We start from the raw sequence: 24,526 nt of genomic DNA on the forward strand, positions 1-24,526 counted from the left end.
TTCATACACTTCCGAGCCTATCCATTCTTTTGTGATCAAGTACACGTTTGATGTAATTGAACGTCAGACAAGCTTCATTACAGTGTGATTCTGCATGTGCAACTTAAATCATAGTCTATTGTAATGTTAGCTAGGTTTAATATAAGAATGAGGTATGGAGAGCATGCCGCTAGGACAGCACAAAGGCTTATGGATAGGCTCTGTGTGCCTTTTATTGATTGGCGCTGGGAGTTTTTATTTCCTCTCTAAAGAAAGAGGGGAAGTAAATCATGTTCGAATTGGTGTCACTCTTACACCAATCGTTTCGCCATTTCTTATTGCCGAAAAGCTCGATTTATTTGAAAAATATTCGCTTAGCGTCGACTTGTACCCATGTGTCTCGGGAAATGCGTGCACTCAGTTGATGCTTGATCACGATGTGGATTATGCAGCCGCATCCGAATCTGTGGTGATGTTTCAAAGTCACGAGCACAGTGAGATCGCGTTACTGGTCTCCTTTGTCGAATCAGATAACGATCTAAAATTGCTGACGCTCAGTCCTAACAACATTGTGTCTGTTGCACAATTAGAAGGTAAGCGGGTAGGCGTGATTAAGGGAACGGCGAGTGAGTTCTACTTTGATTCCGTGTTACTCGCAAACGACTTGAAAGAGCTTAACGTCGATAAGGTGTACCTCGAACCGCACGAGTTAGTCCCCGCTCTCTTGTCTTATCATGTTGAGGCTATCTCCGCATGGGAGCCTATGGGGTATCAAGCCGATTTACTGTCTGCTGCCGATGTTATAAACCTCGGTACACGCGGTATTTATCAGCTGTCATTTAATCTGCTCTCAACCCGGCCTTACTTGGAATTTGTTGGCGATGAACCTCAGCGGCTTCTTCAAGCATTAAATGAGGCCGTGCTGTGGATCAACGCTAATCCGGAGCAAGCGCAATCGATTATCGCTAAACGGCTTAAAATTCCGGTCAATCAGGTCAAATGGTCTTGGCCTGATTACGTATTTCGACTCTCATTGGGAAATTCACTGCTTTCAAACTTGCAGTTTCAGACGCGTTGGGCGAAAGAGTCTGGATTGGTAGCTGGGTCGTCCCCCGATTACCGCGAAGTGTTTTTCCCGCAACCCTATCTACAAGCCACCATGCGTAGAGAATAGCCATGTTTAGCTCATTGTTTAAAAAGTTGTTTTTACTTTCCACCACGACAATGCTGTTGACGCTGTTGATCGTACTGTCGTTTGCCAAAATCAGTGACGAACAAAACCAGACTAAAGCTCAACTCGATACCATTATCGACCTTCAATTAAGGGTCGACTTATTGCGCAGTCAGCTATGGGTTTACCTGCAATTCGGTGATCAGCCTAGTTTAAAGCAAGTGGAGTTTGCCCAAGCTGAGCTCGCGACTCAGCTAACCGCCTATAAAGCAATTGGTGGTCAGTTCGACAACCTTCAACGAATGAACCAAAGTTTGCAAGCTTTGCTGTTACAAGAAAAACGCCTTTACAGTAAAGATAATGGTGCGGAGAGCGGCATCAGCGCGACGCGATTACTGCACTCACGCTACAACATGATAGTACAGAACATGACGGAAGAGTTGGCGCATGTCCATAAGGTCGTCGTCAACAGTAGCGCCTCTAACCTATCCAATATGATGAGTTACGCTGGAGCATGGTTGATGGTTTGTTCCCTGTTGGTGAGCTTTATTGCGTGGTTGATCCTTTTGCGCTTCCGTTCCGACGCTGAGTCAATAAAAACCGCGATTGTTGATTTGGCTAAAGGAAAGTTGGATGCCAAGGTCAATACTCAATCCATGGACTCGGAATTCAAGGTCATCGCGTTTTTCTTCAACCAAATGACCATCTCTTTACGTGAAACTACCGTGACTAAGCACGAGTTAGAAGAGGAAGTGAAACGCCAAACCATGCAACTGCAAAAAAAGCAGGAGCAACTCATTTTTTTATCTGAGCATGATCCACTGACTGGTCTGTATAACCGACGTGCTTTCGATAAATGCTTGGAAAATGCGATAGTCAAAGCCAATCGAAGCGGTTGTAAATTGGCGCTGCTGTTTGTCGATCTCGACGACTTTAAAGCTGTTAATGATACCTACGGACATGATGCGGGGGACGTTATCTTAGTGACTGTTGCTGATCGTTTAAACAATGCGATTCGCCAGTCGGATTTTGTTGGGCGGCTTGGCGGCGATGAGTTTGTTGTTTGCCTCGACTTGCTGAATGACTTTGATATCTTGCCTGAAAAAACCGAACAGATTATGCAAGCCATCTGTGAGCCGATTCTGTTTAACGAGCGCGAGCTTCATGTCAGTGCAAGTATTGGTGTCAGCCATTTCCCTGACCATACCAAGAATAAGGAAGTGTTAATTAGCATGGCTGATGAAGCCATGTATCGTTCAAAACAAGTGTGTGGTGCGAGCTGCTATGATGGTGAGAAGATGCAGTGTCAGTCGAAGTCGAGTGAGGTTGTCGCGTTGGCCTCTGCGCGCAAGCAAACTTGATAAAAGTGATTGAAAGTATTCAAGATTAAAACATAGGTGTAAAGAATTCTTAACGTTGTATACGGGTCGGATTTATCCTTCTAGCTCGACATTATTGTCAATAATAGCCATCTTATGCAGGTTTTGGTTCGAAACCTTTTTTTGAGCCGCTTTCTATCGGGATAGTTGATTATGGATAATGAACATAGCTTAAGAGAGAACCTTCTCGCATTGACATTAGGCAGTGCTTTGGTCTCTTTAGGCGTGATTTTCTTTAGTAAAGTTGGGCTATTGACTGGCGGGACGGCTGGACTGGCTATTTTTCTGACTAAAGTGAGTGACTTTAGCTTTGGGCAAATCTTCTTTGCTCTAAACCTACCTTTTTATATTCTTTCTGTGGCGCGTATGGGCTGGCGATTCACCCTTAACACGTTTATTGCGGTAAGTATCGTTTCTTTTGCCGTCGACCATTTACATAATGTCATTGAGATTGCACGCGTTGATCCTATTTATGCCGCTTTGATTGGTGGTGGATTGATTGGCATCGGTATGTTGGTCATCTTCCGACATAAAATGAGCTTAGGCGGTTTCAATATTCTCGCGTTGTTTTTGCAAGAACGGTTCGGTATTCGAGCCGGTAAGGTTCAGATGGCACTGGACTGCTCCATTGTCGTGATGTCGTTGTTTATTGTTGATATCTCCTTAATTGTTTTATCTGTGCTTGGTGCCATCGCGACCAACTTGATTCTCGCTATGAATCATAAACCGGGTCGTTATCAACCGCAGCCCGCAAACGGCTGATAATAGTCAACCAAAAACGGCTTAGCATTGCGCTAAGCCGTTATTTTTTGTAACTCATTCAGATGGTTGATTTGCACAAGATCGTCGTCGTTTTCAAGCTTACTCGGGTTGTACCATATTGCTCGACACCCTGCGTCGATTGAAGCGAAGATGTCTTTGTCTAGACTATCTCCAACCATCACCAGTTGCTGGCAGGGGACATCCAAGCTTTGAGCAATGGTTTGGTAGAACTTCTTTCCACTCTTACCGACCCCAAGATTGGACTGGCAAAAATAACCGTTGATGTATGGGTCTAACCCCACTCTTTGGAATGCCGCTTGTATCTCACTCTCTTTCGAGTCTTGTGCGCTTGTCGCCACATAGATGGTGTGATGTTCCGACAGCGCTTTTAACGCTTCGTGGGCTCCTTCGATGGCCTCGACATTCGGCCACAAGTACATTTTCCCTTGTTGCTTCGGGTCGTCGACCATCAGGGTATTACCCCAGTCAAACAGATAAATCGTTTCCATCTTATAGTTAATCCCTGCGCTCACACCCAAACTTGCGCCTTCAGTGTGCTCTCAATAGTTTTTACTTATCTTTACGACAAAATAGCTGATTAGTACATACTGCGCCATTCCTATTAAATACGCACCTAGATTTTTATCGTCTTTCTTTAAAGGTGTTTATATGTTTGCAATTGATGATGTTGTTATCGCAACTAAAGGTATCGAGTTAGGTCAAATGGTTGTTGTAGGTATTAGCAGTGGCGGTGCTTACATCCATGTTCGAGTTGACGGCATGACATTGACATACCCAGTTAAGGACCTAAAAAAGGCTTAACTGTTCGGTGTTCTAAACGAGTTTTCCAAGGGATCAGATAGAGTATCTGGTCCCTTTCTTTTTCTATGCCCCTGAGTTCCCCTGTCTATTCTCACTTTAACGACTCACTATTGCGCTGCCTTCGTGTAAAACCGCTATGTGGTGAATATCGCTTATCTTTGACATTATTCACCAGTGTTATGCTTTGGTGTTTAATGGCTTTTAAATAACATACTGATATTAAAGGGTTTATGTTTTGGTATGTTGCTTGCTATGGCCTCTTGGTAGTATGAGTAGAGATGTTTTTGATGAGTATGTATTACTTATACTTATAAATATCTGCTTCGGTCGGGATAGATCTGACGTATTTGATGTCGAATCCGGTGTTCATACGTATAACAACGATAATCTTTCTCCTTTAAATGACTCGCCATACTAGAGCGGAGCATTACAACTTAGATAAGGAATTCTCATGATAACTAAGTCGTTACGTTGGTTATTACCCTGCTTAGTACTCGCTGGGGCTTACGGAGGCTATACGGCTATCGCCTCGACAGGTGCAGAAGAAGAGCCAGAAACGAAAATAAAGGCGTTACCAAAAGTCACCGTTGCCTCAATCCAATCCTCTGATCACAACGTGGTCATCACCAGTCATGGCGAACTGCAACCTGTCGAGGTTACTCAGTTATCTGCACAAGTGTCGGGAGAGGTGGTGAGCTGGCACCCTAATTTTGTTGTGGGTGGAGTCGTAAAGCGCGGTGAAGTGTTATTTGAAATCGAAAGCGATAATTATCAAGCTGCCGTACTCCAAGCGGAAGCGCAACTAGCCAGCGCACGAGCCGCATTGATTGAAGAGAAAGCGCGAGCAGAAGTCGCTAAACGCCAAGCGAAGACATTGCCTGCCAAACAAGTGACCGACCTTTACTTACGCAAACCACAGGTACTCAGTGCCTCAGCACAAGTGAAATCCGCCCAAGCGGCACTAAAACGAGCAAAACGTGATTTAGAAAACTGTAAAGTTGTCGCACCCTATGATGCGTTGGTTGTTGCTAGAGACATCGGTGTGGGGCAGTTTATCTCGGCAGGCGCTCATGTCGCGACTTTGAATAATGTTGAAGCGGGCGAAGTTCATATTCCCATTGCTGGTTTTGACAGTGTGTTCCTACCAAAAGACTACGCAGGCCTAGAGGCGAAAATCATCTTGCGTGGAATAGAGAAAACAGAGCGTCTTGGAGTGATCGAGCGGGATTTAGGCGTTATTGATAGCAGTACGCGCATGATTAATGTTGTCGTCCAATTGGACGATCCTTATGCCATTCAGTCACCAAGCGCTACGCCAATCAAATTTGGTTCTTACGTTGAAGTTCAGTTTACCGGTAAACAACTCAAACACATTTACAAGTTGCCGCAAGAGCTTGTTAACAATCAACGCGTTTGGGTTGTTAACGATGAGGGTGAACTAGAGCCGAGAAAAGTGAACGTCGTTAGAGCAGAGAAAGAATTTATGCTGATTGGTGAAGGGCTATCAGACGAAGACCAAGTGGTGTTAACCGTGCCTGAATACCCGCAAAAAGGGTTGATGGTTGAGGTGAACGTCTCCAACCAAGCCACTTTGTACTAGGAGTCGAGCATGGAAGATACGAAGCAAAAAGGTTTGATTGCCTACTTTGCCAATAACTCGGTTGCGGCCAATCTCCTAATGGCATTCATCCTCATTGTTGGCACCGCGAGTTTCTTTTTCATTCAGCGTCAGATGTTCCCTAACATTGAGGTCAACTACATCAATGTGAGCGCCCAGTATCCGGGTGCATCACCGCAAGAAGTGGAAGAGAGTATTCTGCTGAAAGTTGAAGAATCTCTTAAAGATGTCACCGGGATCAAAAAAGCCATTTCTACTGCGCGCAGGGGATCGGGCAGTATAGAGCTTGAAATTGATGTCGACGAAGACATCAAAGATGTGCTTGATGATGTGAAGCAGAAGGTGGATGCAATTGCCAACTTTCCAGCACAAATGGAACCGATTCAAGTCTATCAGTTCGAGTTCCGACAAGACGTGATCGAAATGGCGATAGTAGGCGATCGCTCCTTACTAGAATTGAAGCCAATCGCCAAACAGATCGAGGATGAACTGCTGCAACTTCAAAATGTCGCATTAGTCGAACTGGGCGCGCCAGAGTATGAAATTGCGATTGAGATAGAGCCACGAATCCTGCAGAAATACAGCTTAACACTTAATGAAGTGAGCCAAGCGATTCAAAGATATTCAGCCAACTACTCTGCAGGCGAAGTTCGAACTAACTCTGGCATGATTTCAGTACGTATTGAGAATCAATACTACAGTGGCGAAGAGTTTCGCCAGATCCCGGTCAAGATAGGTCGCAATGGGGGCAAGGTTTTACTGCAAGATATCGCGACAATCAAAGATGGTTTCACTGAAGACGACCGCTATTTCAAGTATTCGGGTGAAAACGCGATTTACTTGTCAGTTAAAGCGACAAAAGATCAGAACATGGTCACCGTTGCGGAGTCTGTAAAAGCATATATTGCGCAGAAGAATCAGACTCTTCCCGCTGATTTGCAAATCAAAACCTTAGTCGACATGACCTACTACTTGAACGCGCGTCTCGACATGATGCTGAAAAACTTACTTCAGGGCGCTGTTTTGGTGGCCTTGATGTTGAGCATATTTTTGCGTTTCAAGTTAGCGATGTGGGTAATGGTGGGTTTACCCGTCTGCTTCCTTGGCGCGGTCATGCTAATGCCTGCTATCGGTGTCAGTATCAATATTGTCTCTTTGTTCGCCTTTATTATGGTGCTGGGTATTGTTGTCGATGACGCGATTGTCATAGGGGAAAGTGCTTATACCGAGATCGAAAAAAGTGGTGGAGGCGTTGATAACGTTGTACGTGGTGTTAAGCGCGTCGCGACACCAGCGACGTTTGGTGTACTAACAACGATTGCGGTGTTTGCTCCGTTTCTGATGTCGAAAGGAATAGAGAGCGCATTTTTCTTTGGTATTGCAGCGATTGTCATTCTGTGTCTGATTTTCAGCCTGATTGAGTCCAAATTAATTCTGCCTTCGCACCTTGCACATTCAACTTTTAAACCATTGAAGAAGGGTGGCTGGCGAGATAGGTTTAACACCCGCTTCTTTGGCTTTGTTAACGGCCCATACAAACGCTTTGTCGCGTTTTGCACCTATTGGCGCTGGACAGTATTTGCAAGCTTTGTTGGTGTCTTGGTGGTGAGTCTTGCGCTTGTAATGGCCAATTACGTTCGCGTGATTCCTTCACCCAAAGTTCCACATGACTTTCCGAGCATTAAGTTGGTGATGAATGATAACGTCTCGAGCGAGCAAACGATCGCTGCGCTGAAAACCATTGAAAGCACGGTTCTGAGTATCGATAAGCAGATCGAACAGGAAACCGGTCAAAAAATGGTTAAGGACATTTTGACGTTCAACAAAGGCCGAAAAGAAGGGCAACTGGTTATTCCTTTAGTCGATGAAGAGTTGAGACCATTTAATACGTTCGAATTGGCGCGACGTTGGCGTGAACAAATGCCAAGTCTACCGGGAATGAAAACCTTGAACGTGTCGGATAATGTAAACGATGACGAGAAGGGGGATGAGTTTGGCTTCTTGCTCTATGGCTCCGATATCGAGAGCCTTAACGCAGCCGGACGAGAACTGATTCTCGCGCTGAAAGATCAAGAAGGACTGTTTGATATATCCTCCTCCATCGATGCTGGTAGCCAAGAAGTACTGTTGTCATTAGCCCCTGTCGCTTATGACTTAGGTTTGGATCTGTTCGATGTGGCCAGTCAGGTTGGTGGCAGCTTCTACGGCGGCGAGGCACAACGAGTGCTGCGAGATGGTGAAGAGATTAAGGTGATGGTGCGTTACCCGCAGTTAACCCGTGAAGCTTTCTCATCACTGCGTTATGCCATTATTACTACGCCTGAAGGAAGAAAGTCATGCTTGGTGATGTGGTCGAGATTAAACAGCAGCCAGGTGTAAGTGAAATTCGTCGCGAAGGCGGTTTTCGTAGCGTTTATGTTTATGGTTCCATTGATGAAGAGCTGGTAGAGCCTGGCGAAATTGTTGAGCGTGTAAACGCTGAGATCATTCCACCAATTCTCGCGCAATATCAAGGAGTGAAGAGTCAGCTTGGAGGCACCATCGAAGAGCAGCAAGCACAGCAAGATGAGCAAGTGCTGTTCTTCCTCGCGGGTATGATAATCGTCTACATGTTGCTGGCTATCCCTCTAAAGAGCTATACACAGCCTCTCCTGATTATGTCTGTGATTCCATTCAGTTTGACTGGTGCGATCTGGGGCCATTACTGGTTTGGGTTAGATCTGAGTATGATGTCGACCTTTGGGTTGATTGCCGCAGCGGGTGTGGTGGTGAATGATTCCCTGGTGATGACCGACTATGTGAACAAGCTAAGGCATGAAGGCGTGGCGATAAAGGAGGCTGTAATAGAAGCTGGCTGCGCTCGCTTTAGAGCAATCACTTTGACTTCAATTACTACCTTTGTTGGTGTACTGCCAATCATGTTTGAAACTAGCCTGCAAGCAAAATTCGTCATACCTATGGCCGTGGCTCTAGGCTTCTCTGTCTTGTTTGCAACTTTGTTGACTCTGGTCCTCGTGCCTTGTTTGTATTTAATGTTGGAAGACATTAAGAACATTTTCCGATCAATCAAAAATCGATTGAGAAGAAAGCCGACAGTGGCAATTAACTAATAATAAAGGCGGAGCATTGCTCCGCCTTTATTTTTTCGACACAGAGAAGTGTAGGCCCATTACTTTCCAGCCTTGATCATCTCGATTATCTTATGCGCCTTTTCAAAGTGATCGAGCTGGTGGGTTTGAATCCACCAAGTCGCGGCTTCCATGAGCAATTCTGGATTGTCGTTTTTGTTGGCAAAGAAGGCATAAAAGGACACGCCGACATTATCGCCTTTTTGGGCAATCTTTTTATCGCAAACCGCGACAACTTTTTCTCTAAGTGATTCTCTCATCTCTATGATTCCTTTCAAATAATTGCCCGAGGTTAATCGCTTATAGATTGGAATGCAATGGAATGGTGGAACGGATTTGTAAGAGAAAAAAGCGGCGATAACGCCGCTTAGGTGGTCAGATTTCTTGATGTTTATTTACCAAACCAAAGTCAGCGAGAATGGCGTATGCAGCCGGAATCATGAACAGAACCAATAAGGTTGAAGCAAAGATACCGAACACGATTGATATCACTAACGGCTGAATCACCTGCGCTTGCAAACTTGACTCAGTAAGTAAAGGCAGTAGACCCGCTGCGGTGGTCATTGAGGTGAGGAAAACTGCTCGAAAACGCTCTCTGCTGGCTTTAACTACCGAGTCGTGAACACTGTCACCTTCATCGACATGATGACGAATGTACTGGACGAGCAGAATCGAGTCGTTAACCACAATCCCTGCTAATGACACGAAGCCCATCATACTCGGCATACTGAGAGAGTGACCAAGAAGAATATGTCCCCAAACCACACCGATAAATGCCAGTGGAATTGCAAGCATAACGACGAAGGGTTCTAAATAACTGCGGAACTGATAACTTAGAATGACGAAGACGCCGAACAATCCAAGTGCAAAACCTTTGCCCATTGAGGATGCCGTTTCGGCAGTATCTTTCGCTTCACCTTCGAAATCAAAGCGTAGGCCAGGGTACTTAGCAAGCAGTTTAGGGGCCTCATCTTTTTGGAATTGGTTAATAATAGCCGTAGAGTTGGCTTTGGTATTGTCTGTATCACCAAATACGCTGATTGTTCGCAAGCCGTCGATACGTTGGATGCGGACATAATTACGTTGGAAGTCCAATGTCGCCACCGTCGCCAATGGAATCTGGCTGCCGTCTGGCATGATGATTGGGAAGTTCGCCAATTGCTGCAGATCGCCAGCTTGTGTTTTGTCGAGTCTCACTTCGATAGAGATATTCTCAACGCCAACTTGGATCTCATCGGCGGTTTGCCCGAAAAATGCTGCTCGGAGCTGATTGGCAATTAACTGACCATTCACACCATAAGTTTCAGCACCAGGGCGAAGCTTGACTAAGATCTCTTCTTTACCCATTCGCATATCATCAAGTACGCCATGGACGCCATCAAACTCGTTTAAGTATTGTTGTATTTCGATTGACGCCGCTTTTAACGCATCCAAATCATCATGTTTTGCGCGTATTTCAATCGCTCGACCGCCTGGGCCGACGGTGGGTTGCTTGAACACCAGTGAGATTGGGTCTGCGAGCGTACCCACGTCATCTCGCCACGCTGCAATGAACTCATCGATTAAAGTGTTACGACTCTCGGCCCCTAACAGATCTAAGCGTACAGTCGCAATGTGAGGTCCAGACTCGTTCGCATCGGCGTTAGCGTTGAACTGACTGGTAATATGTTCAACCAAGGTTTGCCCGTTTTCCTTCTCGTCACTCCATTTTTTACTGAGTTTTTCAGCGGACGCAACGATGCGATCGACAACCGCTTCAGTTTGCGACAACGAGGAACCGGGAGGAAGGATAATGCGAGCTTCGGCGATATCACCATCGAGCTCAGGGAATGGCTGAAACTTGAGTAAACCTCCAGCCAGTGTTGCGGCGGAAATGAGTAGCAGGGTGATAACCGCGCCAATAAAGCCATAACGATATTGAACGACCTTATCGACCGCTTTTACCAAGGTGGTGTTACGGAAGTTTTCGAAGCTATCGAGCAGTTTCTTTTTAAACTTAGCGGGTGCTTTCTCTTGTTTTTCTTTGTGTAGCGAGTGAGAAAGGTGGTTTGGCAAAATCAAGAAAGCTTCCACCAAACTGAGTGACAGCACTAAGATGAGGACTTGAGGCACGGCTTTTAATACTGCCCCCATTTCCCCTTCAAGGAACAGTAATCCACCGAAAATACACACAGTGGTCAGGAAAGATGAAAATACGCCGGGAAGGACTTTCTTAACCCCTTTTACCACGGCATCATCGATCTCATCACCTCGGTCTAGGTGAGAGGCGATCGATTCTGCAATAACAATCGCGTCATCCATCATGATACCGATTGCCATCAATAGACCTACCAGCGACATTAGATTGATTGACAAACCTAATTGTGCCATCAGAAAGAGGCCTCCAAGGAAGGCGACTGGTAGCCCTGCAGCGACCCAGAATGAGTAGCGTAAGCTAAAGAATAACCACATGGTCGCAAAAACCAAGATGATACCTTGCCAACCATTGCTCACCATCATGGTTAAGCGATCCCAAAGTACAGATGAAGTATCGTTAGTGAGCTCCAACTTAACGCCATCTGGTGCGACAGCCTGTTGCTCTGCTACAAACTGAACAACACGTTCTTTAATGCGCAGTGCATCATCTTCTTTGTTTTTACTGACCTTAAGTAGCGCGGAAGGATGACCATCAAAAAGAACTTTCTGCTCGTCTAGTTCAAAGCGATCAGTGATGGTTGCGATGTCTTTCAGGCGGATCAATGACCCATTGGGTCCAGAGCCGACGACTATTGATTCAAGCTCTTGCGGATTGATTCGGCGTTCATCAAAGCGAATAAGAAAGTGTTTTTCTGGGGTTTCGATGTTACCGCTTGGCAGTTTGACATTTTGTCGACCGATTTGGTCAGCAATATCTCCGACACTTAATCCTAATTGACGGATTGCTTGGTTATCGAGTTCAACTCGGTACTGGTGGTCTGAAAATCCGGCGACATCCACCAAAGAAACGTCGTAGTCAAGTTTTAACGTCCTCTTAAGCTGTTCGGCGTAAGCTTTGAGCTCTGGCCATGTAGTATCGGCTGTGACCGCAATATCGACAACGGGTTCGTTCCAATCCAGCTCTTGAACGACGGGAGATTCAATCTCTTTCGGAAAGTCGTTGATCGCGTTAATTTGAGTCTGTACGTCAACCAACATACGTCCGATATCGGCTTTCTCGTTGAGCTTAAGGATCAGGCGAGCAGAGCCTTCAACCGCCTCGCACTGAGTTTCTTCAATATTTGCTAACCCATCTACCGCATCTTCCATCCGAACACACAGGCTCTCTTCAACCTCTAACGGAGACGCACCTGGGTAGATAACTCCTGCTGTAATGTAAGGAGGTGCAAATTCGGGGAACGTTTCCCGTTTAATCTGTGGGAGAGACGTGATACCGAGCAACAATAGCGTCAACATCAGCAAGTTTGCTGCAGTTGGGTGTTTGGCGAAGAATCGAATCATTGATTAGACTCCTCTTGATTCACTTCCTTGAGCGCCATTCCTTGAATTGCGGGCAGAAGATCGTTAAGAATCAGCTTTTCTCCATGTTCTAGCTCACCATCAATAATGACTTGATTGTCGCGGCGGTATAGAACTTGAATTTGACGAATATCGAGTTGGTTGTTGGTGTCCATTAAATAGACTTTATCGCCATGGAGTGCACGTTCAGGGATTACCCAGCTTGGGTTTTCCTGTCCTTCAATCATCGCCTTAACGAACATGCCATTTACTAGAGGCGGTGCTGAGGTTGGGGCCAATTGGCGGTAATCTTGCTGTATTTCCAAGATTACCCCTGCGGTAGCTTGATTAGGGTCTACGGTTTCGCTGACACGTGCTACTTTTGCCGGCCAAGTTGCAGAAACATTGCCACTACTCAGTTCAATGCTCGCCTGAATAAAGCTCATGTCAGGTTTTGGCATTCCTGACTCATCTCTGGTAAATGCGCCAAGGCTAGAAGCGAGTGTACGCATGTCGTGGATAGACAATTGAGCTTCCACCTCCATAACATTAATACCATGCGCGGTGACCATGGTTTGCTGTAGGTTCACTACTTGATCTTGTTCGACGTCGACTTCAGCAATGCGCAGATCGAAAGGTAAGGTAATAATGGTTTTCTCTAACGAACGTTGAGCTTCCTCTACCTTGGATGCGTTCACCTTAACTAAGGCCTCGGCAACTCGCTTTTCATCAGGCATTAATCCAATTTGATTTTCGATATCGAGGACCAATTTTTGTTGGGAGAGGGTATTTTGCTGCTGTTGATCGACGTCAGACTGAGACGTTAAGCCTTTCTTGCGCAGGTTTTGTTTTCGTTCCAGCTCTTTATTGGCAATGACTAATCGATTTTTCTCAATTTTCAGAGTTTGACGTAAGTTTTGTTCTTCTTGGTTAAGCTTAGCCAAAGAGGTTTGCGAAGATTTTAAGTCGGCTTGAGCTTGAACCAGTTTTAGCTCGTAATCGAGTGGATCGATTCTCAGTATTTCACTGCCTGCAGGGAGAATTTCTCCTTTTTGTAGTAGAGGGTTTCGGTAAACGATTTTACCCGTGACTTCTGCGATTGCTTTCCATTCGACTTTAGGTTCGATTTTGCCAAACCCAACAGCCAGCGGGGCAATTGCTTTCAACTCTAGGGGGCGAGTTTCAACGATACGTGCACGATCTCCTGCAGGTTTAACTGGGAGTTCAGGCTTCATTTTCACCGCAGTAACCAAAGTGATCACACCTACGGCAAGAGCAGGGAAGAATAGGAGTTTCTTATTGATTTTCATCGACTTCACCTTGCGTGTTAAGGAATCCATGTTTCATCATTTCGATATTGTGTTCGAGAAGTTTGTCTAAGAATTCATGATTGAGCTCGATGCCATGAATGGACATCATGGCTGGAGGCGCAATAAATGGGAAAACCATCAAGCTAATGTAAGAGACTTTACACAAGCGAGGGTCGGCGCCGGGTTTAAGGATTCCGCTGTCGGTCATTTTGTTGAACATCAGATCTTGCATTGGTTGGGTGAGATCGAAGAAGACCTTTTCCATCAACTTTCGCTGGGTATCTGAAGGGGACATGTTCATGACTTGCAGTATCAAGCGCGGGAACTGGGGGACTTTACTCATTTCGCGATAATAAGTGCGCATAATATCGAGAAAGTTGGCTTGTGAGCTGTCTGTTTGTAGCTTTAACATTTGCTCGCGCATGGGGGCCATCGTTTCACGAAGCATGGTTTCAAATAACCCGTCTTTGCTACCGAAGTAGTAACGAATCATCGCCACATTAACTCCAGCGCGATTGGCAACCAGCCGAGTCGATACTTTGTCATATGGCATCACGGTAAACAGTTCTCTGGCTTGCGCTATCAAGCTGTCTCTCGCGTCTATTTGTTCACTTGGGCGACCCGCTTTGCGTGAGGTATCACTCATACCGAACCCTCTAAAATTAAACACTCGATTAATTATAGAGTGTTAAATAAAGGTGAACAGGTGATTAATTCATCACTATTTAAACAAGTGATTAATTAACTGCAAAAGTGATAAGTCGATCGAGTAAAATGCTTCGGGCAGAAAAATGCCCGCACAGTGGGCAACCATGCGGGCTAAAAGGTCAACAATTTTCATTTGTTGTTTTGGAGATTGTTGGTCCAATATCCATATCCAAACTGTTACAAAGATTCTACGGTCTTTAGAATTGCTTTATATCAGTGTAACCAATGCTGTTTAAAGTAACACTTTTGTCACGACTGGTTAAATAGTAAAACTGGAAATATAAATTTCATAAATGAAAAGTCCGGGCTACATAGAGCCGTATTTTTCGACTAATAGCTCCGCAGCGATGGGTTTCTCGATAAGGTACCCCTGCAAAATATCGCAACCGTAATTGATCAGTACCTCTTTCTGAGCGAGTGTTTCGACCCCTTCCGCTACCACGCGCATATTCGCAGATTGCGCAATCGCCATGATTGCTTTAACAAGTGAATCACTTTGCTCAGACGTTAACATTTTATCGATAAAGACTCGGTCAATTTTTAACTCATCCAAGCTTAAGTTGCTCAAGTAGCTTAGCGACGAGTAGCCCGTACCAAAATCATCCAATGAGATTGTAAAGCCAAGCTCTTTCAATTGGGTGATGATCGGCGTCACTTTGGGCAGATCATTGATCAATACATTTTCAGTGATCTCTAGGGTTATGCGTTTGCTCGTAAGGTTATGTCTGGCTATCGCGGCGAGGAGCTGAGGAACAAACATTTCATTCGTCAGCTGCATGGGCGAAATGTTGATAGACAACATTAAGTCGCTGTCAGGGAAGTGTTGACTGATCTCTTCACATGAACGCTCTAGTACGAATTCGCCGAGTTGGTTGATTAAACCGATTTCTTCTGCCAAGGAAATAAACTCTAAAGGCGAGACGTGGCCTAACTGCGGGTTGTGCCAGCGTAGCAAGCTTTCGACCCCATACAGCTTGCCATTCTTCGCATCAATCTGAGGTTGATAAACGACAGAAAGTTCACCACGTTCGACGGCTCCGCGAAGTTCCCGTTCGAGTAGAAAGTCATACTGAACTTGCTGATTTATCTTACTATCAAAAAACAGCACATCGCCTTTTTGCCTTGCTTTTGACTTATAGAGCACAATGTCGGCTTTCGAAATTAAGTCTTCTGGCTCATGTCCGTCAGTTGGGAACATTGATACACCAATTGAACAACTGGCAAACAGTACTTTGTTGTCGATAACAAAATGTTGCTTAAAGACGTTCTTAATCTGGTCGACTTTGCTCTCTGTTTCAGCAAGGTTGTTTAAACACGGGAAGCAGAAAATAAACTCGTCTCCGCCAAAGCGAGCGACAAATTCGTGGGGTTCAAGGAAGGCTTCGAACTTTTTACCTATTTCGCTCAGCAATCTATCACCTGCACTATGACCATACAGGTCGTTGACCTTTTTAAAGTCGTCTAAATCAACAAACATGACCGCGAGTTGCTGACAGTTATCACTTGAGGTCTTAACACCTTGAGCGATATGCTCGTGTAATAAGGAGCGGTTCGGCAACCCAGTGAGCTCATCGTGCAGAGCCATGTGCTCTAGTTTGTCCTTAGTTTGCTGTAACTGATTAAAATCGTTATTAATCTTACTTTGAAATAGTTGAAACCTGCGCGCAATCATACGGCTCATTATGAGTGAGAATAGGGCGACGATGATGGTTGTGATTGAGCCGATGATAATCATCTGACTCAATGCCTGTTTCTGTTCTAACTCAACTTGCTCCTGCCTTTCCATTAAAAATTGCTGGCTGGTTTGGTCATAGGTGCCAGCGCCAATACTCCAACCCCAAGAAGGCTCTTTATACACGTAGCTGGTTTTTGTTTCGATGGTGACACCGGGTGGAGTAAAGATGGCAGGGTAAGTAATGAAGTCTTGATTGGTGTTTAGAATCTGCTTAACGCCCTCAATGTGCTTTTGATCACCAAGTGATAAAGCATTTTGACCGATGAGAGATTCATCTATGTGGGATAGGATCTGACCATCATTATCGAGTACGAAGACATAGCCAAATTCTCCAAAGCGCAAGTTTTTGATCCACGCAAGCACGGTTTGCTTGATGTCGTTTTCAACGTCAACCACGTAATCGCCAGTGCCAATGAACCAATCGTAAGGCTCAAAATATTTACCAAAACCGATTTTCTCGAACTCTTTGTTCTTGTTGTCTGGTTTCACAAACCACCAACGATAGAAGGCTTCGCCGTTGCGCTTAACTTGTTCACCCATTTCACGCACGATGTAACTACCACGCACGTCTTTAAAGTCCCACAACGAGGTTCCTTCAACTCGAGGAAGCAGTGGGTGCATAACGTTAAGACCTTCGGTTTTGTAGATAAAGAAATACCCACGGCCATTATTGAAGCGGATGTCTCTTAGCGCATCTGTGATCAGTTTAGTCACTTGCGCTTCAGGGAGGTGCTGATTACTTTCATAAAGTCGAGTCGCGATATTATGTGCTTCGTAGATACGTTCTTTGATGGTGGTTTCTAGTTGATGCTCGGTTCGTTCGCGAGCGTATTTAACTTGCTGCGCAACGTACTCGACTTGTTTGGTCAGAATGGTGTTTTCTCGTTGATAATAATCTTCTTGGAAAGCTTCTAGCTTTTCTTCGGAACTTAGCAAGACGTCAGTGATGGCAAGTACGGCCCATAGGAGAGTAAAGGCACCAACTATGGTTGCGGGAGCATAGGTGATGAGGTTGAGCAGTTTTCTGTCTGTAATTTCAGCCATAAATTCTCGCGCAAGTCCTATTTAAACAACAACTTAATACTAGCAAAAGTATTACAAAACGTTACAGAGTTTGCTGAACTTGTGATGGATGTAGTGATAAGTGTAATGGTAATAAAAGCAAGGATAACCGACACGTATGAAATTATCGTTCATACTTTAGTTGATTTTTCTCTCAAGAGGCTGGGGCATTGTTGCGTTGGATTAATTGGCTAGTAGTATTTTGCCCAACATTAATATGGTTGGCCTTTGCGCTTCGTGATGTGAGCTGGTGGACGGAAAATATCGTCGCCTTTCCAAGCCTTTTCCTCGTTTCATATCTCGTATTCGCATTGGTGTTTAGCCTATTTCGCCAGTGGGCTCACGCTATCTCTTGCTTGATGTTCTCTGTGGTGTTTTGGCTGTTAACACCCGTTTCGCAGCAAAAACTGACGAGCGAGTGCGCGAATCCTATTCGGGTCGGTCAGTTCAATACTTTTTACGGAAACAGCGACATTAATCAAGTGCTGAATTTTCTTCTCAGCCAAGAGCTAGATTTGGTTGTACTGCAGGAAGTGGCACCAGAAGTTGGTGAGAGACTGAAAACACTAAGCGATGTTTACCCGTTTCAGTATGGAGGTCAGACCGGTGTTGGTTACCCATCCAGCCAAATGATATTGAGTCAAACTGAATTGACGAATATGTCCGTTTTTATGACACCAGATCAACAGGCGGTTATCAAAGGAAATTGGCGACCCAGTAAGCACCAGGCGTTTACCTTGATCACTGCTCATCCACCTTCACCGAGAAGTAAAGAGCTTTGGTATAGGCGTAATGCATTGATTCGCACCATTGCTTCATTAACGGTTGAGTATCCAAATGACGAAACGTTGATCGTCGGTGATTTTAATCTGTCATCCGTCAGTCTTCGTTATTCGAAATTGTTTCCTGAGTTCCAGTCTGCTCCGGTCGCGAGTTGGCCGAAATGGTCAGTTGACGTTAAAACACCGGCATGGACGATGATCTCCATTGACCACTTATGGTTGAAGTCAACGGAGAGAAAAATCTGTCAGAGACAAAGTCTAGATACACCTAACGGCTCTGATCATAAGTTTGTTTTAACTCAAATCGGCTATTAACACTGATTTTACTGACCCCCTATTTAGGGCATAGAGGACCTTGCTTGGCTATTTGTTCGATCATGTAGTCATTACGTAGATTACGAAAAACAACCGTATTCCAAACTTCGCCGTTCTCTAAGGTAAACTCAATTGCGTAGTTCACGCCGTTGACGACTTGTGTTCTCACATCGTTGATTTGCTTGAGCTTTGAGCTACTGTTCATTTGAGATATAACGGTAACAACCGCTTGTTCAACTTCCGGTGTGATTTCAGATTGGCTCCAGCCCCCTGGCATCGATTTGCTGATGCACATTGGTTTAACGTTTTGGGTAACGGGCGCTGGCTCGGTATGTTGTGAGCACCCGACCAGAGAAGCCAGTACAAACGCCGAGGTTAAGATTGTTTTGTTCATTATGTCACCTGCTGGGGTAATGCGATAAAAGGGTGGTTCAAATAATATAGGTTATTGAATGCATTACAGCCGCCACCAAGATAATGATTCTCAATGTATCCGTGTTAGTTAGGTGTCAATTTTTGAGGCAAAAAAGCCGCGATCATTCGTTCGCGGCAAAGGCAGGGGAACAGGTAATTAGCTGTGGTTACTCTCTCGGTGCTTGTATTGATAATCAACATCTAAGACGGCTTTGTATTCGATATTGCCTTCGCTGTTACCAAACTCTTCTACTGCGACCGTCATATCCGTGACTTTTAGGCTTTGGTTAATCACATTGTCATTGCTTGAAACGAGTTTGTTTTTCAGCTCTGTCTGTGACATTTGTTTGATTTCATCCATGAGGTCAAAGCCTGCTTGATACGCTTGCTGTTTTGTTTCGTACCCATCTGTAGAGAACGTTCTGTCGGATTGCATGGTGCTGGTTGCGGCGAATACCGATGTGCTCATTACAATTGATGCTAATAGAATGATTTTCTTCATATTGGTCTCTCCTCTTGGCTAACCGTTGAGTTCCATACTATCTTCAGTTACGTAAGGGGTCAGTCAGCTTGTGTAAGGTTTTTCCTAGAGAAGGTAAAGGGAATCTTGACGTTCGTTACGTGGGTGTAACAACCTTCTGACATAACGCGACGTAAGTTGCAATGAGGTCAGCGTGATGTTCGTTGTTGGCCAAGATTCATTGTTTTTGGCTCAGCCTTGTTATGTCGGAACTCACGGAGATATGACAATCCGTGTCAAGATGGATAGGTCAAAGTAGCATGTAACTTGCACGCTGCTTAATAGAGGGCGTTAGACTCTCGAACAAGAAAAGGAACCAGTGGCTAATAGTCAGGGAAGAAATATGAAGAAGTGGGGATTGCTGTTCATCGCTTGCTTTGCAATTGCAGGTTGTAGCTCAAAGTTTGTTTATAATAATTTGGATTGGTTGTTGATTGAGTATGTCGAAGATTTTGTCGAGCTTGATGATGAGCAAGAGAAGTATGTTAGTGACAAGATGGAACAACTGAGTGAATGGCATCGTAGGGAAGAGATCCCTAACTACATTGAGCACCTTGATGAATTAATGGCTCTCGACCTGAAAACGTTCAGCGAAGAGGACCTGCAGGCGCAAGAAACGAAAATTCAAGGACATAGTCAAAGAATAGTGGCCAGAGTAGCGCCAGAAATCTCTCAGCTTGCACAGCAACTCACGGATGAACAAGTTGACGAGCTGATGAACAGTATTCGTGTTCGACATACTAAGTATAAAAACAAATACCAAAACTTAAGTTCAGAGCAAGTACGAGACAAGTACGCCGAGCGCATTAGTGAAAACATTAATGACTGGTTTGGCTCGGTCACTGACGAGCAACAGCAAATAATCCGCAACTGGACACAGGACCTTTATATCACTTCTTTTGATTGGATAGAGCACCAAACCAAAATGCGTGTCGAGATTAATGCACTCTTCTCTAATCGCCTTAATAAAAGATACTTTGCCCCTCACTTTGAAACATTAATGTTTGATTCAACGAGTTACTATGCCCCTCAATTGGAGCAAAAGATTGACCACAATCGAGCAGTCGCGAATCGTTATTTGGTCAAGATCATCAACTCCGCTACAGCTAAGCAAACTAAGTATTACAAAAGCGAGCTTCAAGACTGGAAAGACATTGCCTTAGATGTTCAGTAGTTAACGCATTTTGTATGTAACGTTTACTCAATGAATTGAGTAGGTTACAGTAACTTATTGTTCAAAAAATAAGCTTGAAGTATGGAATGGATTCTTTTACTTGGAGCCGGCATTGTCGGTGGCGTCATTAATAGTATTGCAGGCGGAGGGAGTTTCTTTACCTTTCCTGCGTTGATGTTTGTCGGCTTACCACCGGTGGTTGCCAATGCCACTAACACCTTTGCGGCTTGCGCTGGCTATATCAGTGGAACGTACGGGTTTAAAAAAGACATCGTTCAACATACAGACAAACTTATCCCCATCATTCTATGGAGTCTTCTCGGTGGCGGGCTTGGTGCCTACTTGCTGCTAAGTGTCGATGAATCTGTATTTGTCGAAGCGATTCCATGGTTATTACTGTTTGCGACTTTGTTGTTTTTATATGGCCAGCAATTAAATCAATGGTTTGCGAGCTTTGCCAAGAGAAAAGGGCTGAGCCCTATATGGGCCACAACAACCTTGGCCATCTGCCTAGTATTGGTTTCTGCCTACGGTGGCTTCTTTAACGCGGGGTTAGGGGTGATTGTTTTAAGTTACCTTGTCCTTGCCGGCTACACCGATATCAACCAAATGAATGGCCTCAAGCTGTTAGTCTCTTCGAGTGTTTCACTGGTTGCTATTGTTATTTTTGTGATGGATGGGTCTATAGATTGGCTACGAGGCACCGTAGTGATGTTGGGTACCCTGATCGGAGGGTATGCCGCAGCAAGGTTGTCGAGAAACGTTGCACAGCAGCACGTAAAAATGTTTGTCGCGTTTTCTAGCGCCTTGATGACCGCCTACTTTTTTTACGATACTTATCTGAGTAATACAGTAATTCATTGATATTATTGTCAAATTGATTGACGTATAGACTTTGCAAATTAACCACATAAAATATGATGAAATTCTAACTTTGACGCTGAGTTGGTTATCACTTTGTTAATCGTTTGCTATTTTGTTTCTAACTTTTTAGAAACATAGCTAACTTGATTGCACAAGGAGTGAAAACGGGGATGCTTGATCATTCATCTATCAACCACATTGCCAGCCGTGAAGGGAAACTCTTCAATAAGCTGGATGACCTCCAATCTGAAGCAATGTCGACGTATCCTGAATTATCCCGTTTTTCTGTTGCTGTTATAGGAGAGCAACACGTCTCTAACTACTATGTCCACGATGCGCTTGTTGATAAGGGTCGATATGACTTCAAACAAGACAAACTTCAAGACAGTTCGCAGTTGGCAGCTATTGCTTTTTCGGCGCAGACTCGAACCATTAGAGATATGCAGCAAATGGTTCAAACTAAACGAATCAAAGAGCTAGTTCGAATAGGTCATCGAAGCAGTTACACCTTCCCAATATCCCATCGAGGGAAAACACTCGGTTTCGTCTTTTTAAATGCACAACAAGCCGCGTTCTTTGATCGTAAAGAGGTTGTGGGTGATATGGCATTTTTCTGCCAATCTGTCGCCAATCTGTTTGTCCAGCTATTTCAGCAACAGGAGCATTTTCGCACTTCTCTTGCTGTGGCCTTAAAAATGGGTCATGCGCGCGATCCTGAAACAAGCGAACACCTGAAAAGAATGGGGATGTACAGTGAGCTGATCGCACGGTATTTGTCGGTATCAAGTAGCGAAGTAACGCACCAGTTCATTCACCGTATCGGTCTCTACGCACCATACCATGATATCGGTAAGTACTTGATCCCAGATGAGATTCTATACAGCGATAAGCGCTTTAATGAACAAGAACGCTTAATTATGAATCGTCATACCCTATATGGTGAAGAAATCATCGAACAAGTGGTGAGCCTTTCTGGGGCTAATATTGTGTCGGAGGAGGAAATTAGGTTTATTAAGAATATCGTCCGTCATCATCATGAGCACTATGACGGCTCTGGATTACCTGATGCACTTGCGTTTGAGGACATTCCTCTTGAAGCAAGGATCGTTACGTTGGCTGACGTGTTCGATGCATTACTTAGTCGCCGAGCGTACAAGCCTGCTTGGCCGATTAACCAAGTCATCGACTACATACACGAGTACACCTCTAAGATGTTTGACCCGCTTTGTGTCGAGGTACTTCTTGAAAACTTAGAAGAGTTTCTCTCTATTCGAGCGAAATATGTTGATTCTTCTGCGAGTGAAAACATGTTGGCTAGTTAGCCATCCTATAGGGTGAATACGAGTCACATCAAGATAAGTTTTGAGGATATTTTAGGTTAATTTTTACCCGAATTTGAGATGATACTAGCGTTAGGAAACAACGAGTTAACCTTGCTTAAATGTGAAAGTTCGGAGGCTGTATGGATAGAAAATTAGGCCGTGTTATGTCGAGTAGCAGAATGGTGACGTTTATTGCTTTTCTTGCCGCTACATTTGCTTGGATACTAAAAATGCCTGCTCTTTTTAGTATTTCGGTTATTGCTCTGGTGTGCAGCGCTGCACTCTATTTTTACGATAAACGGCGCAAACAAGCTTAAATGAATAAAGAGAGCGCATTGTGCGCTCTCTTGTGCGTGGGTTTAGAAGAAACCGAGTGGATTTACATCGTAGCTGATGAGTAAGTTTTTCGTGTTTTGGTAATGATCTAGCATCATTTTGTGTGTTTCACGACCAATGCCTGACTTCTTGTATCCCCCAAATGCTGCGTGTGCTGGGTAGGCGTGATAACAGTTTATCCAAATACGCCCAGCTTCGATACGGCGTCCCATTCGGTAGGCGAGGTTAGCATCTCTGGTCCATACGCCGGCGCCTAGACCATATTCTGTATCGTTAGCGATTTCGAGTGCCTCGGCTTCATCTTTGAACTTAGTAACGGCAATGACGGGGCCAAAAATCTCTTCTTGGAACACACGCATCTTGTTATTACCTTCAAGTAATGTTGGCTGGATGTAGTAGCCAGAATCAAGCTGGTCTTCTTGCTTGGCAATGTCACCGCCAAACACCACATTGGCGCCTTCTTGTCGGCCGATTTCTAAGTAGCTTAGGATTTTATCAAATTGCTCTTGTGAAGCTTGTGCGCCAACTTGAGTTTCTGTATCCAGTGGGTTGCCTTGTTGGATTGATTGAGCTCGCTCGGCCACCTTCTGAATGAACTTGTCGTAAACCGCCTCGTGTACCAATACACGTGATGGACAGGTACACACTTCCCCTTGGTTAAAGAAAGCGAGCAGCGTACCTTCAATACATTTCTCAAGATACTCATCTTCATGTTCGAACACGTCAGGGAAGTAGATATTTGGCGACTTACCACCTAACTCGACCGTTGAAGGGATGAGATTATCCGCAGCGCATTTAAGGATGTGATTGCCTACTTCAGTGGAGCCAGTAAAAGCAAGTTTAGCGATACGCTTGCTGGTGGCTAGCGCTTGTCCCGCTTCACTCCCGTAGCCATTAACCACATTGACCACGCCTGCGGGGATCAAATCTCCAATTTTTTCCATCAGCAGTAAGATCGACGTCGGAGTTTGCTCGGCAGGCTTCAGAACGACACAGCAACCAGCAGCAAGGGCAGGGGCCAGTTTCCATGCTGCCATTAGCATAGGAAAGTTCCATGGAATAATTTGCCCTACGACACCGATTGGCTCTGGGAAGTGGTAGCTAGCAGTATTGACATCGAGCTCGGCTGCGCTTCCCTCTTGTGCGCGTATACAACCAGCAAAGTAACGAAAATGATCAACGACGAGAGGGAGATCGGCTGCCAACGTTTCTCTTACCGGTTTCCCATTTTCCCATGTTTCCGCCACCGCGAGTTCTTCCAGGTTCTCTTCAATTCGATCGGCGATTCGGAGCAAAATGTTAGCGCGCTCAGTCACGCTTGTCGCGGCCCAAGAAGCTCGTACCGAGTGTGCAGCATCCAATGCCAGATTGATATCTTCTTCTGTAGAGCGTGCGACCTGACAATAGGTTTTTCCATTTACTGGCGACGTATTGTCGAAGTACTCACCCTTGGTTGGTTTTACCCACTCGCCCCCAATGTAGTTATCGTATTGTGCTTTGAAGTTAACAACAGAATCTTGAGTACCCGGCTGTGCGTAGATCATATAAATATCCTTATAATTTCTCGTTCATTTCGTTGTTGTGCACTTTTGGTGCAGCTTAGTTGTCTCATTCTGAGTAACGCAAATCACAGACCAGATGTTAATGACTT

19 protein-coding genes and 1 pseudogene are annotated in these 24,526 nt (G+C 44.8%); 11 read left to right on the forward strand and 9 right to left on the reverse strand.

The features are described 5' to 3' along the window. Nucleotides 1-154: 154 nt before the first annotated feature. The 3 genes from RH45_RS17435 to RH45_RS17445 all read left to right on the forward strand — a co-directional run bounded on the left by RH45_RS17435 (nt 155) and on the right by RH45_RS17445 (nt 3,291). The gene (locus tag RH45_RS17435; RefSeq protein ID WP_008079659.1) at nt 155-1,153 is read left to right on the forward strand and encodes an ABC transporter substrate-binding protein; all 999 of its coding nucleotides are present in this window, start codon (nt 155-157) and stop codon (nt 1,151-1,153) included. Between the two features lie 2 nt (nt 1,154-1,155). Continuing rightward, entirely contained in the window at nt 1,156-2,511 is a 1,356-nt protein-coding gene (locus RH45_RS17440) for a putative bifunctional diguanylate cyclase/phosphodiesterase (RefSeq protein WP_008079661.1), read from the forward strand. Between the two features lie 171 nt (nt 2,512-2,682). Then, complete coding sequence (locus RH45_RS17445; protein WP_008079662.1) at nt 2,683-3,291, forward strand: YitT family protein; 609 nt, start codon at nt 2,683-2,685, stop codon at nt 3,289-3,291. A gap of 32 nt (nt 3,292-3,323) precedes the next feature. Here the strand turns inward: RH45_RS17445 and RH45_RS17450 are convergent, their stop codons facing one another. Continuing rightward, nucleotides 3,324-3,800 carry an HAD family hydrolase gene (locus tag RH45_RS17450; RefSeq protein ID WP_008079663.1) on the reverse strand — a complete coding sequence of 159 codons (477 nt, stop codon included), beginning with the start codon at nt 3,798-3,800 and terminating at the stop codon, nt 3,324-3,326. A 160-nt stretch (nt 3,801-3,960) separates the two neighbouring features. On the opposite strand from RH45_RS17450, the gene RH45_RS23595 reads away from it, so the two are divergent. The 3 genes and pseudogenes from RH45_RS23595 (at nt 3,961) to RH45_RS17460 (ending at nt 8,841) form a co-directional block, all read left to right on the forward strand. Then, nucleotides 3,961-4,113 (forward strand): hypothetical protein, encoded by a 153-nt coding sequence (locus tag RH45_RS23595; RefSeq protein WP_008079664.1) that lies wholly within the window; start codon nt 3,961-3,963, stop codon nt 4,111-4,113. 451 nt (nt 4,114-4,564) lie between these two features. Beyond that, entirely contained in the window at nt 4,565-5,713 is a 1,149-nt protein-coding gene (locus RH45_RS17455) for an efflux RND transporter periplasmic adaptor subunit (RefSeq protein ID WP_008079665.1), read from the forward strand. Between the two features lie 9 nt (nt 5,714-5,722). Continuing rightward, nucleotides 5,723-8,841, forward strand: a pseudogene (locus RH45_RS17460) (efflux RND transporter permease subunit). A gap of 59 nt (nt 8,842-8,900) precedes the next feature. On the opposite strand, the gene RH45_RS17465 reads toward RH45_RS17460, so the two are convergent. The 5 genes from RH45_RS17465 to RH45_RS17485 all read right to left on the reverse strand — a co-directional run bounded on the left by RH45_RS17465 (nt 8,901) and on the right by RH45_RS17485 (nt 17,130). Beyond that, nucleotides 8,901-9,119, reverse strand: a complete 219-nt coding sequence (locus RH45_RS17465) for a DUF6500 family protein (RefSeq protein ID WP_008079666.1) — start codon at nt 9,117-9,119, stop codon at nt 8,901-8,903. Between the two features lie 115 nt (nt 9,120-9,234). Then, nucleotides 9,235-12,336, reverse strand: coding sequence for an efflux RND transporter permease subunit (locus tag RH45_RS17470; protein WP_008079667.1), 3,102 nt, complete (start codon nt 12,334-12,336; stop codon nt 9,235-9,237). Next, nucleotides 12,333-13,643: an efflux RND transporter periplasmic adaptor subunit gene (locus tag RH45_RS17475; RefSeq protein WP_008079669.1), complete on the reverse strand. Its 1,311-nt coding sequence runs from the start codon at nt 13,641-13,643 to the stop codon at nt 12,333-12,335. Before RH45_RS17475 ends, RH45_RS17470 begins: the two co-directional genes overlap by 4 nt. Continuing rightward, a complete protein-coding gene (locus RH45_RS17480; RefSeq protein ID WP_008079670.1) occupies nt 13,630-14,289 on the reverse strand; it encodes a TetR/AcrR family transcriptional regulator in 660 nt (219 codons plus the stop codon). The genes RH45_RS17475 and RH45_RS17480 overlap by 14 nt, the downstream gene beginning before the upstream one ends. Before the next feature lie 369 nt (nt 14,290-14,658). After that, the gene (locus RH45_RS17485) at nt 14,659-17,130 is read right to left on the reverse strand and encodes a bifunctional diguanylate cyclase/phosphodiesterase (protein WP_008079672.1); all 2,472 of its coding nucleotides are present in this window, start codon (nt 17,128-17,130) and stop codon (nt 14,659-14,661) included. 188 nt (nt 17,131-17,318) lie between these two features. On the opposite strand from RH45_RS17485, the gene RH45_RS17490 reads away from it, so the two are divergent. After that, nucleotides 17,319-18,245 carry an endonuclease/exonuclease/phosphatase family protein gene (locus RH45_RS17490; RefSeq protein ID WP_008079673.1) on the forward strand — a complete coding sequence of 309 codons (927 nt, stop codon included), beginning with the start codon at nt 17,319-17,321 and terminating at the stop codon, nt 18,243-18,245. 19 nt (nt 18,246-18,264) lie between these two features. Here the strand turns inward: RH45_RS17490 and RH45_RS17495 are convergent, their stop codons facing one another. Beyond that, nucleotides 18,265-18,639: a cystatin domain-containing protein gene (locus tag RH45_RS17495; protein WP_008079674.1), complete on the reverse strand. Its 375-nt coding sequence runs from the start codon at nt 18,637-18,639 to the stop codon at nt 18,265-18,267. A 177-nt stretch (nt 18,640-18,816) separates the two neighbouring features. Further along, nucleotides 18,817-19,161 (reverse strand): DUF3316 domain-containing protein, encoded by a 345-nt coding sequence (locus RH45_RS17500; RefSeq protein ID WP_008079688.1) that lies wholly within the window; start codon nt 19,159-19,161, stop codon nt 18,817-18,819. Between the two features lie 361 nt (nt 19,162-19,522). Here RH45_RS17500 and RH45_RS17505 point away from each other — a divergent pair, with 361 nt between their 5' ends. The 4 genes from RH45_RS17505 (at nt 19,523) to RH45_RS23600 (ending at nt 22,856) form a co-directional block, all read left to right on the forward strand. Then, complete coding sequence (locus RH45_RS17505) at nt 19,523-20,353, forward strand: DUF6279 family lipoprotein (RefSeq protein WP_008079689.1); 831 nt, start codon at nt 19,523-19,525, stop codon at nt 20,351-20,353. Between the two features lie 81 nt (nt 20,354-20,434). Then, entirely contained in the window at nt 20,435-21,217 is a 783-nt protein-coding gene (locus RH45_RS17510; RefSeq protein ID WP_008079690.1) for a sulfite exporter TauE/SafE family protein, read from the forward strand. Nucleotides 21,218-21,387: 170 nt separating this feature from the next. Then, nucleotides 21,388-22,539 (forward strand): HD-GYP domain-containing protein, encoded by a 1,152-nt coding sequence (locus tag RH45_RS17515; RefSeq protein WP_008079691.1) that lies wholly within the window; start codon nt 21,388-21,390, stop codon nt 22,537-22,539. Between the two features lie 140 nt (nt 22,540-22,679). Continuing rightward, nucleotides 22,680-22,856 (forward strand): hypothetical protein, encoded by a 177-nt coding sequence (locus RH45_RS23600; protein ID WP_008079692.1) that lies wholly within the window; start codon nt 22,680-22,682, stop codon nt 22,854-22,856. A gap of 42 nt (nt 22,857-22,898) precedes the next feature. On the opposite strand, the gene exaC is transcribed toward RH45_RS23600, so the two are convergent. Further along, nucleotides 22,899-24,419 carry an acetaldehyde dehydrogenase ExaC gene (exaC, locus tag RH45_RS17520; protein ID WP_008079694.1) on the reverse strand — a complete coding sequence of 507 codons (1,521 nt, stop codon included), beginning with the start codon at nt 24,417-24,419 and terminating at the stop codon, nt 22,899-22,901. Between the last annotated feature and the right edge of the window lie 107 nt (nt 24,420-24,526).

Source organism: Vibrio sinaloensis DSM 21326 (genome assembly GCF_000189275.1).
GTDB lineage: Bacteria > Pseudomonadota > Gammaproteobacteria > Enterobacterales > Vibrionaceae > Vibrio > Vibrio sinaloensis.

Excerpts from the sequence above, each read along its gene's own strand:
- RH45_RS17435 (WP_008079659.1), top strand. The coding sequence starts at position 155 with ATGGAGAGCATGCCGCTAGGACAGCACAAAGGCTTATGGATAGGCTCT.
- RH45_RS17470 (WP_008079667.1), bottom strand. The coding sequence starts at position 12,336 with ATGATTCGATTCTTCGCCAAACACCCAACTGCAGCAAACTTGCTGATG.
- RH45_RS17445 (WP_008079662.1), top strand. The coding sequence starts at position 2,683 with ATGGATAATGAACATAGCTTAAGAGAGAACCTTCTCGCATTGACATTA.
- RH45_RS17500 (WP_008079688.1), bottom strand. The coding sequence starts at position 19,161 with ATGAAGAAAATCATTCTATTAGCATCAATTGTAATGAGCACATCGGTA.
- RH45_RS23600 (WP_008079692.1), top strand. The coding sequence starts at position 22,680 with ATGGATAGAAAATTAGGCCGTGTTATGTCGAGTAGCAGAATGGTGACG.
- RH45_RS17465 (WP_008079666.1), bottom strand. The coding sequence starts at position 9,119 with ATGAGAGAATCACTTAGAGAAAAAGTTGTCGCGGTTTGCGATAAAAAG.
- RH45_RS17455 (WP_008079665.1), top strand. The coding sequence starts at position 4,565 with ATGATAACTAAGTCGTTACGTTGGTTATTACCCTGCTTAGTACTCGCT.
- exaC (WP_008079694.1), bottom strand. The coding sequence starts at position 24,419 with ATGATCTACGCACAGCCGGGTACTCAAGATTCTGTTGTTAACTTCAAA.
- RH45_RS17510 (WP_008079690.1), top strand. The coding sequence starts at position 20,435 with ATGGAATGGATTCTTTTACTTGGAGCCGGCATTGTCGGTGGCGTCATT.
- RH45_RS17515 (WP_008079691.1), top strand. The coding sequence starts at position 21,388 with ATGCTTGATCATTCATCTATCAACCACATTGCCAGCCGTGAAGGGAAA.
- RH45_RS17480 (WP_008079670.1), bottom strand. The coding sequence starts at position 14,289 with ATGAGTGATACCTCACGCAAAGCGGGTCGCCCAAGTGAACAAATAGAC.
- RH45_RS17450 (WP_008079663.1), bottom strand. The coding sequence starts at position 3,800 with ATGGAAACGATTTATCTGTTTGACTGGGGTAATACCCTGATGGTCGAC.
- RH45_RS17485 (WP_008079672.1), bottom strand. The coding sequence starts at position 17,130 with ATGGCTGAAATTACAGACAGAAAACTGCTCAACCTCATCACCTATGCT.
- RH45_RS23595 (WP_008079664.1), top strand. The coding sequence starts at position 3,961 with ATGTTTGCAATTGATGATGTTGTTATCGCAACTAAAGGTATCGAGTTA.
- RH45_RS17475 (WP_008079669.1), bottom strand. The coding sequence starts at position 13,643 with ATGAAAATCAATAAGAAACTCCTATTCTTCCCTGCTCTTGCCGTAGGT.
- RH45_RS17505 (WP_008079689.1), top strand. The coding sequence starts at position 19,523 with ATGAAGAAGTGGGGATTGCTGTTCATCGCTTGCTTTGCAATTGCAGGT.
- RH45_RS17440 (WP_008079661.1), top strand. The coding sequence starts at position 1,156 with ATGTTTAGCTCATTGTTTAAAAAGTTGTTTTTACTTTCCACCACGACA.
- RH45_RS17495 (WP_008079674.1), bottom strand. The coding sequence starts at position 18,639 with ATGAACAAAACAATCTTAACCTCGGCGTTTGTACTGGCTTCTCTGGTC.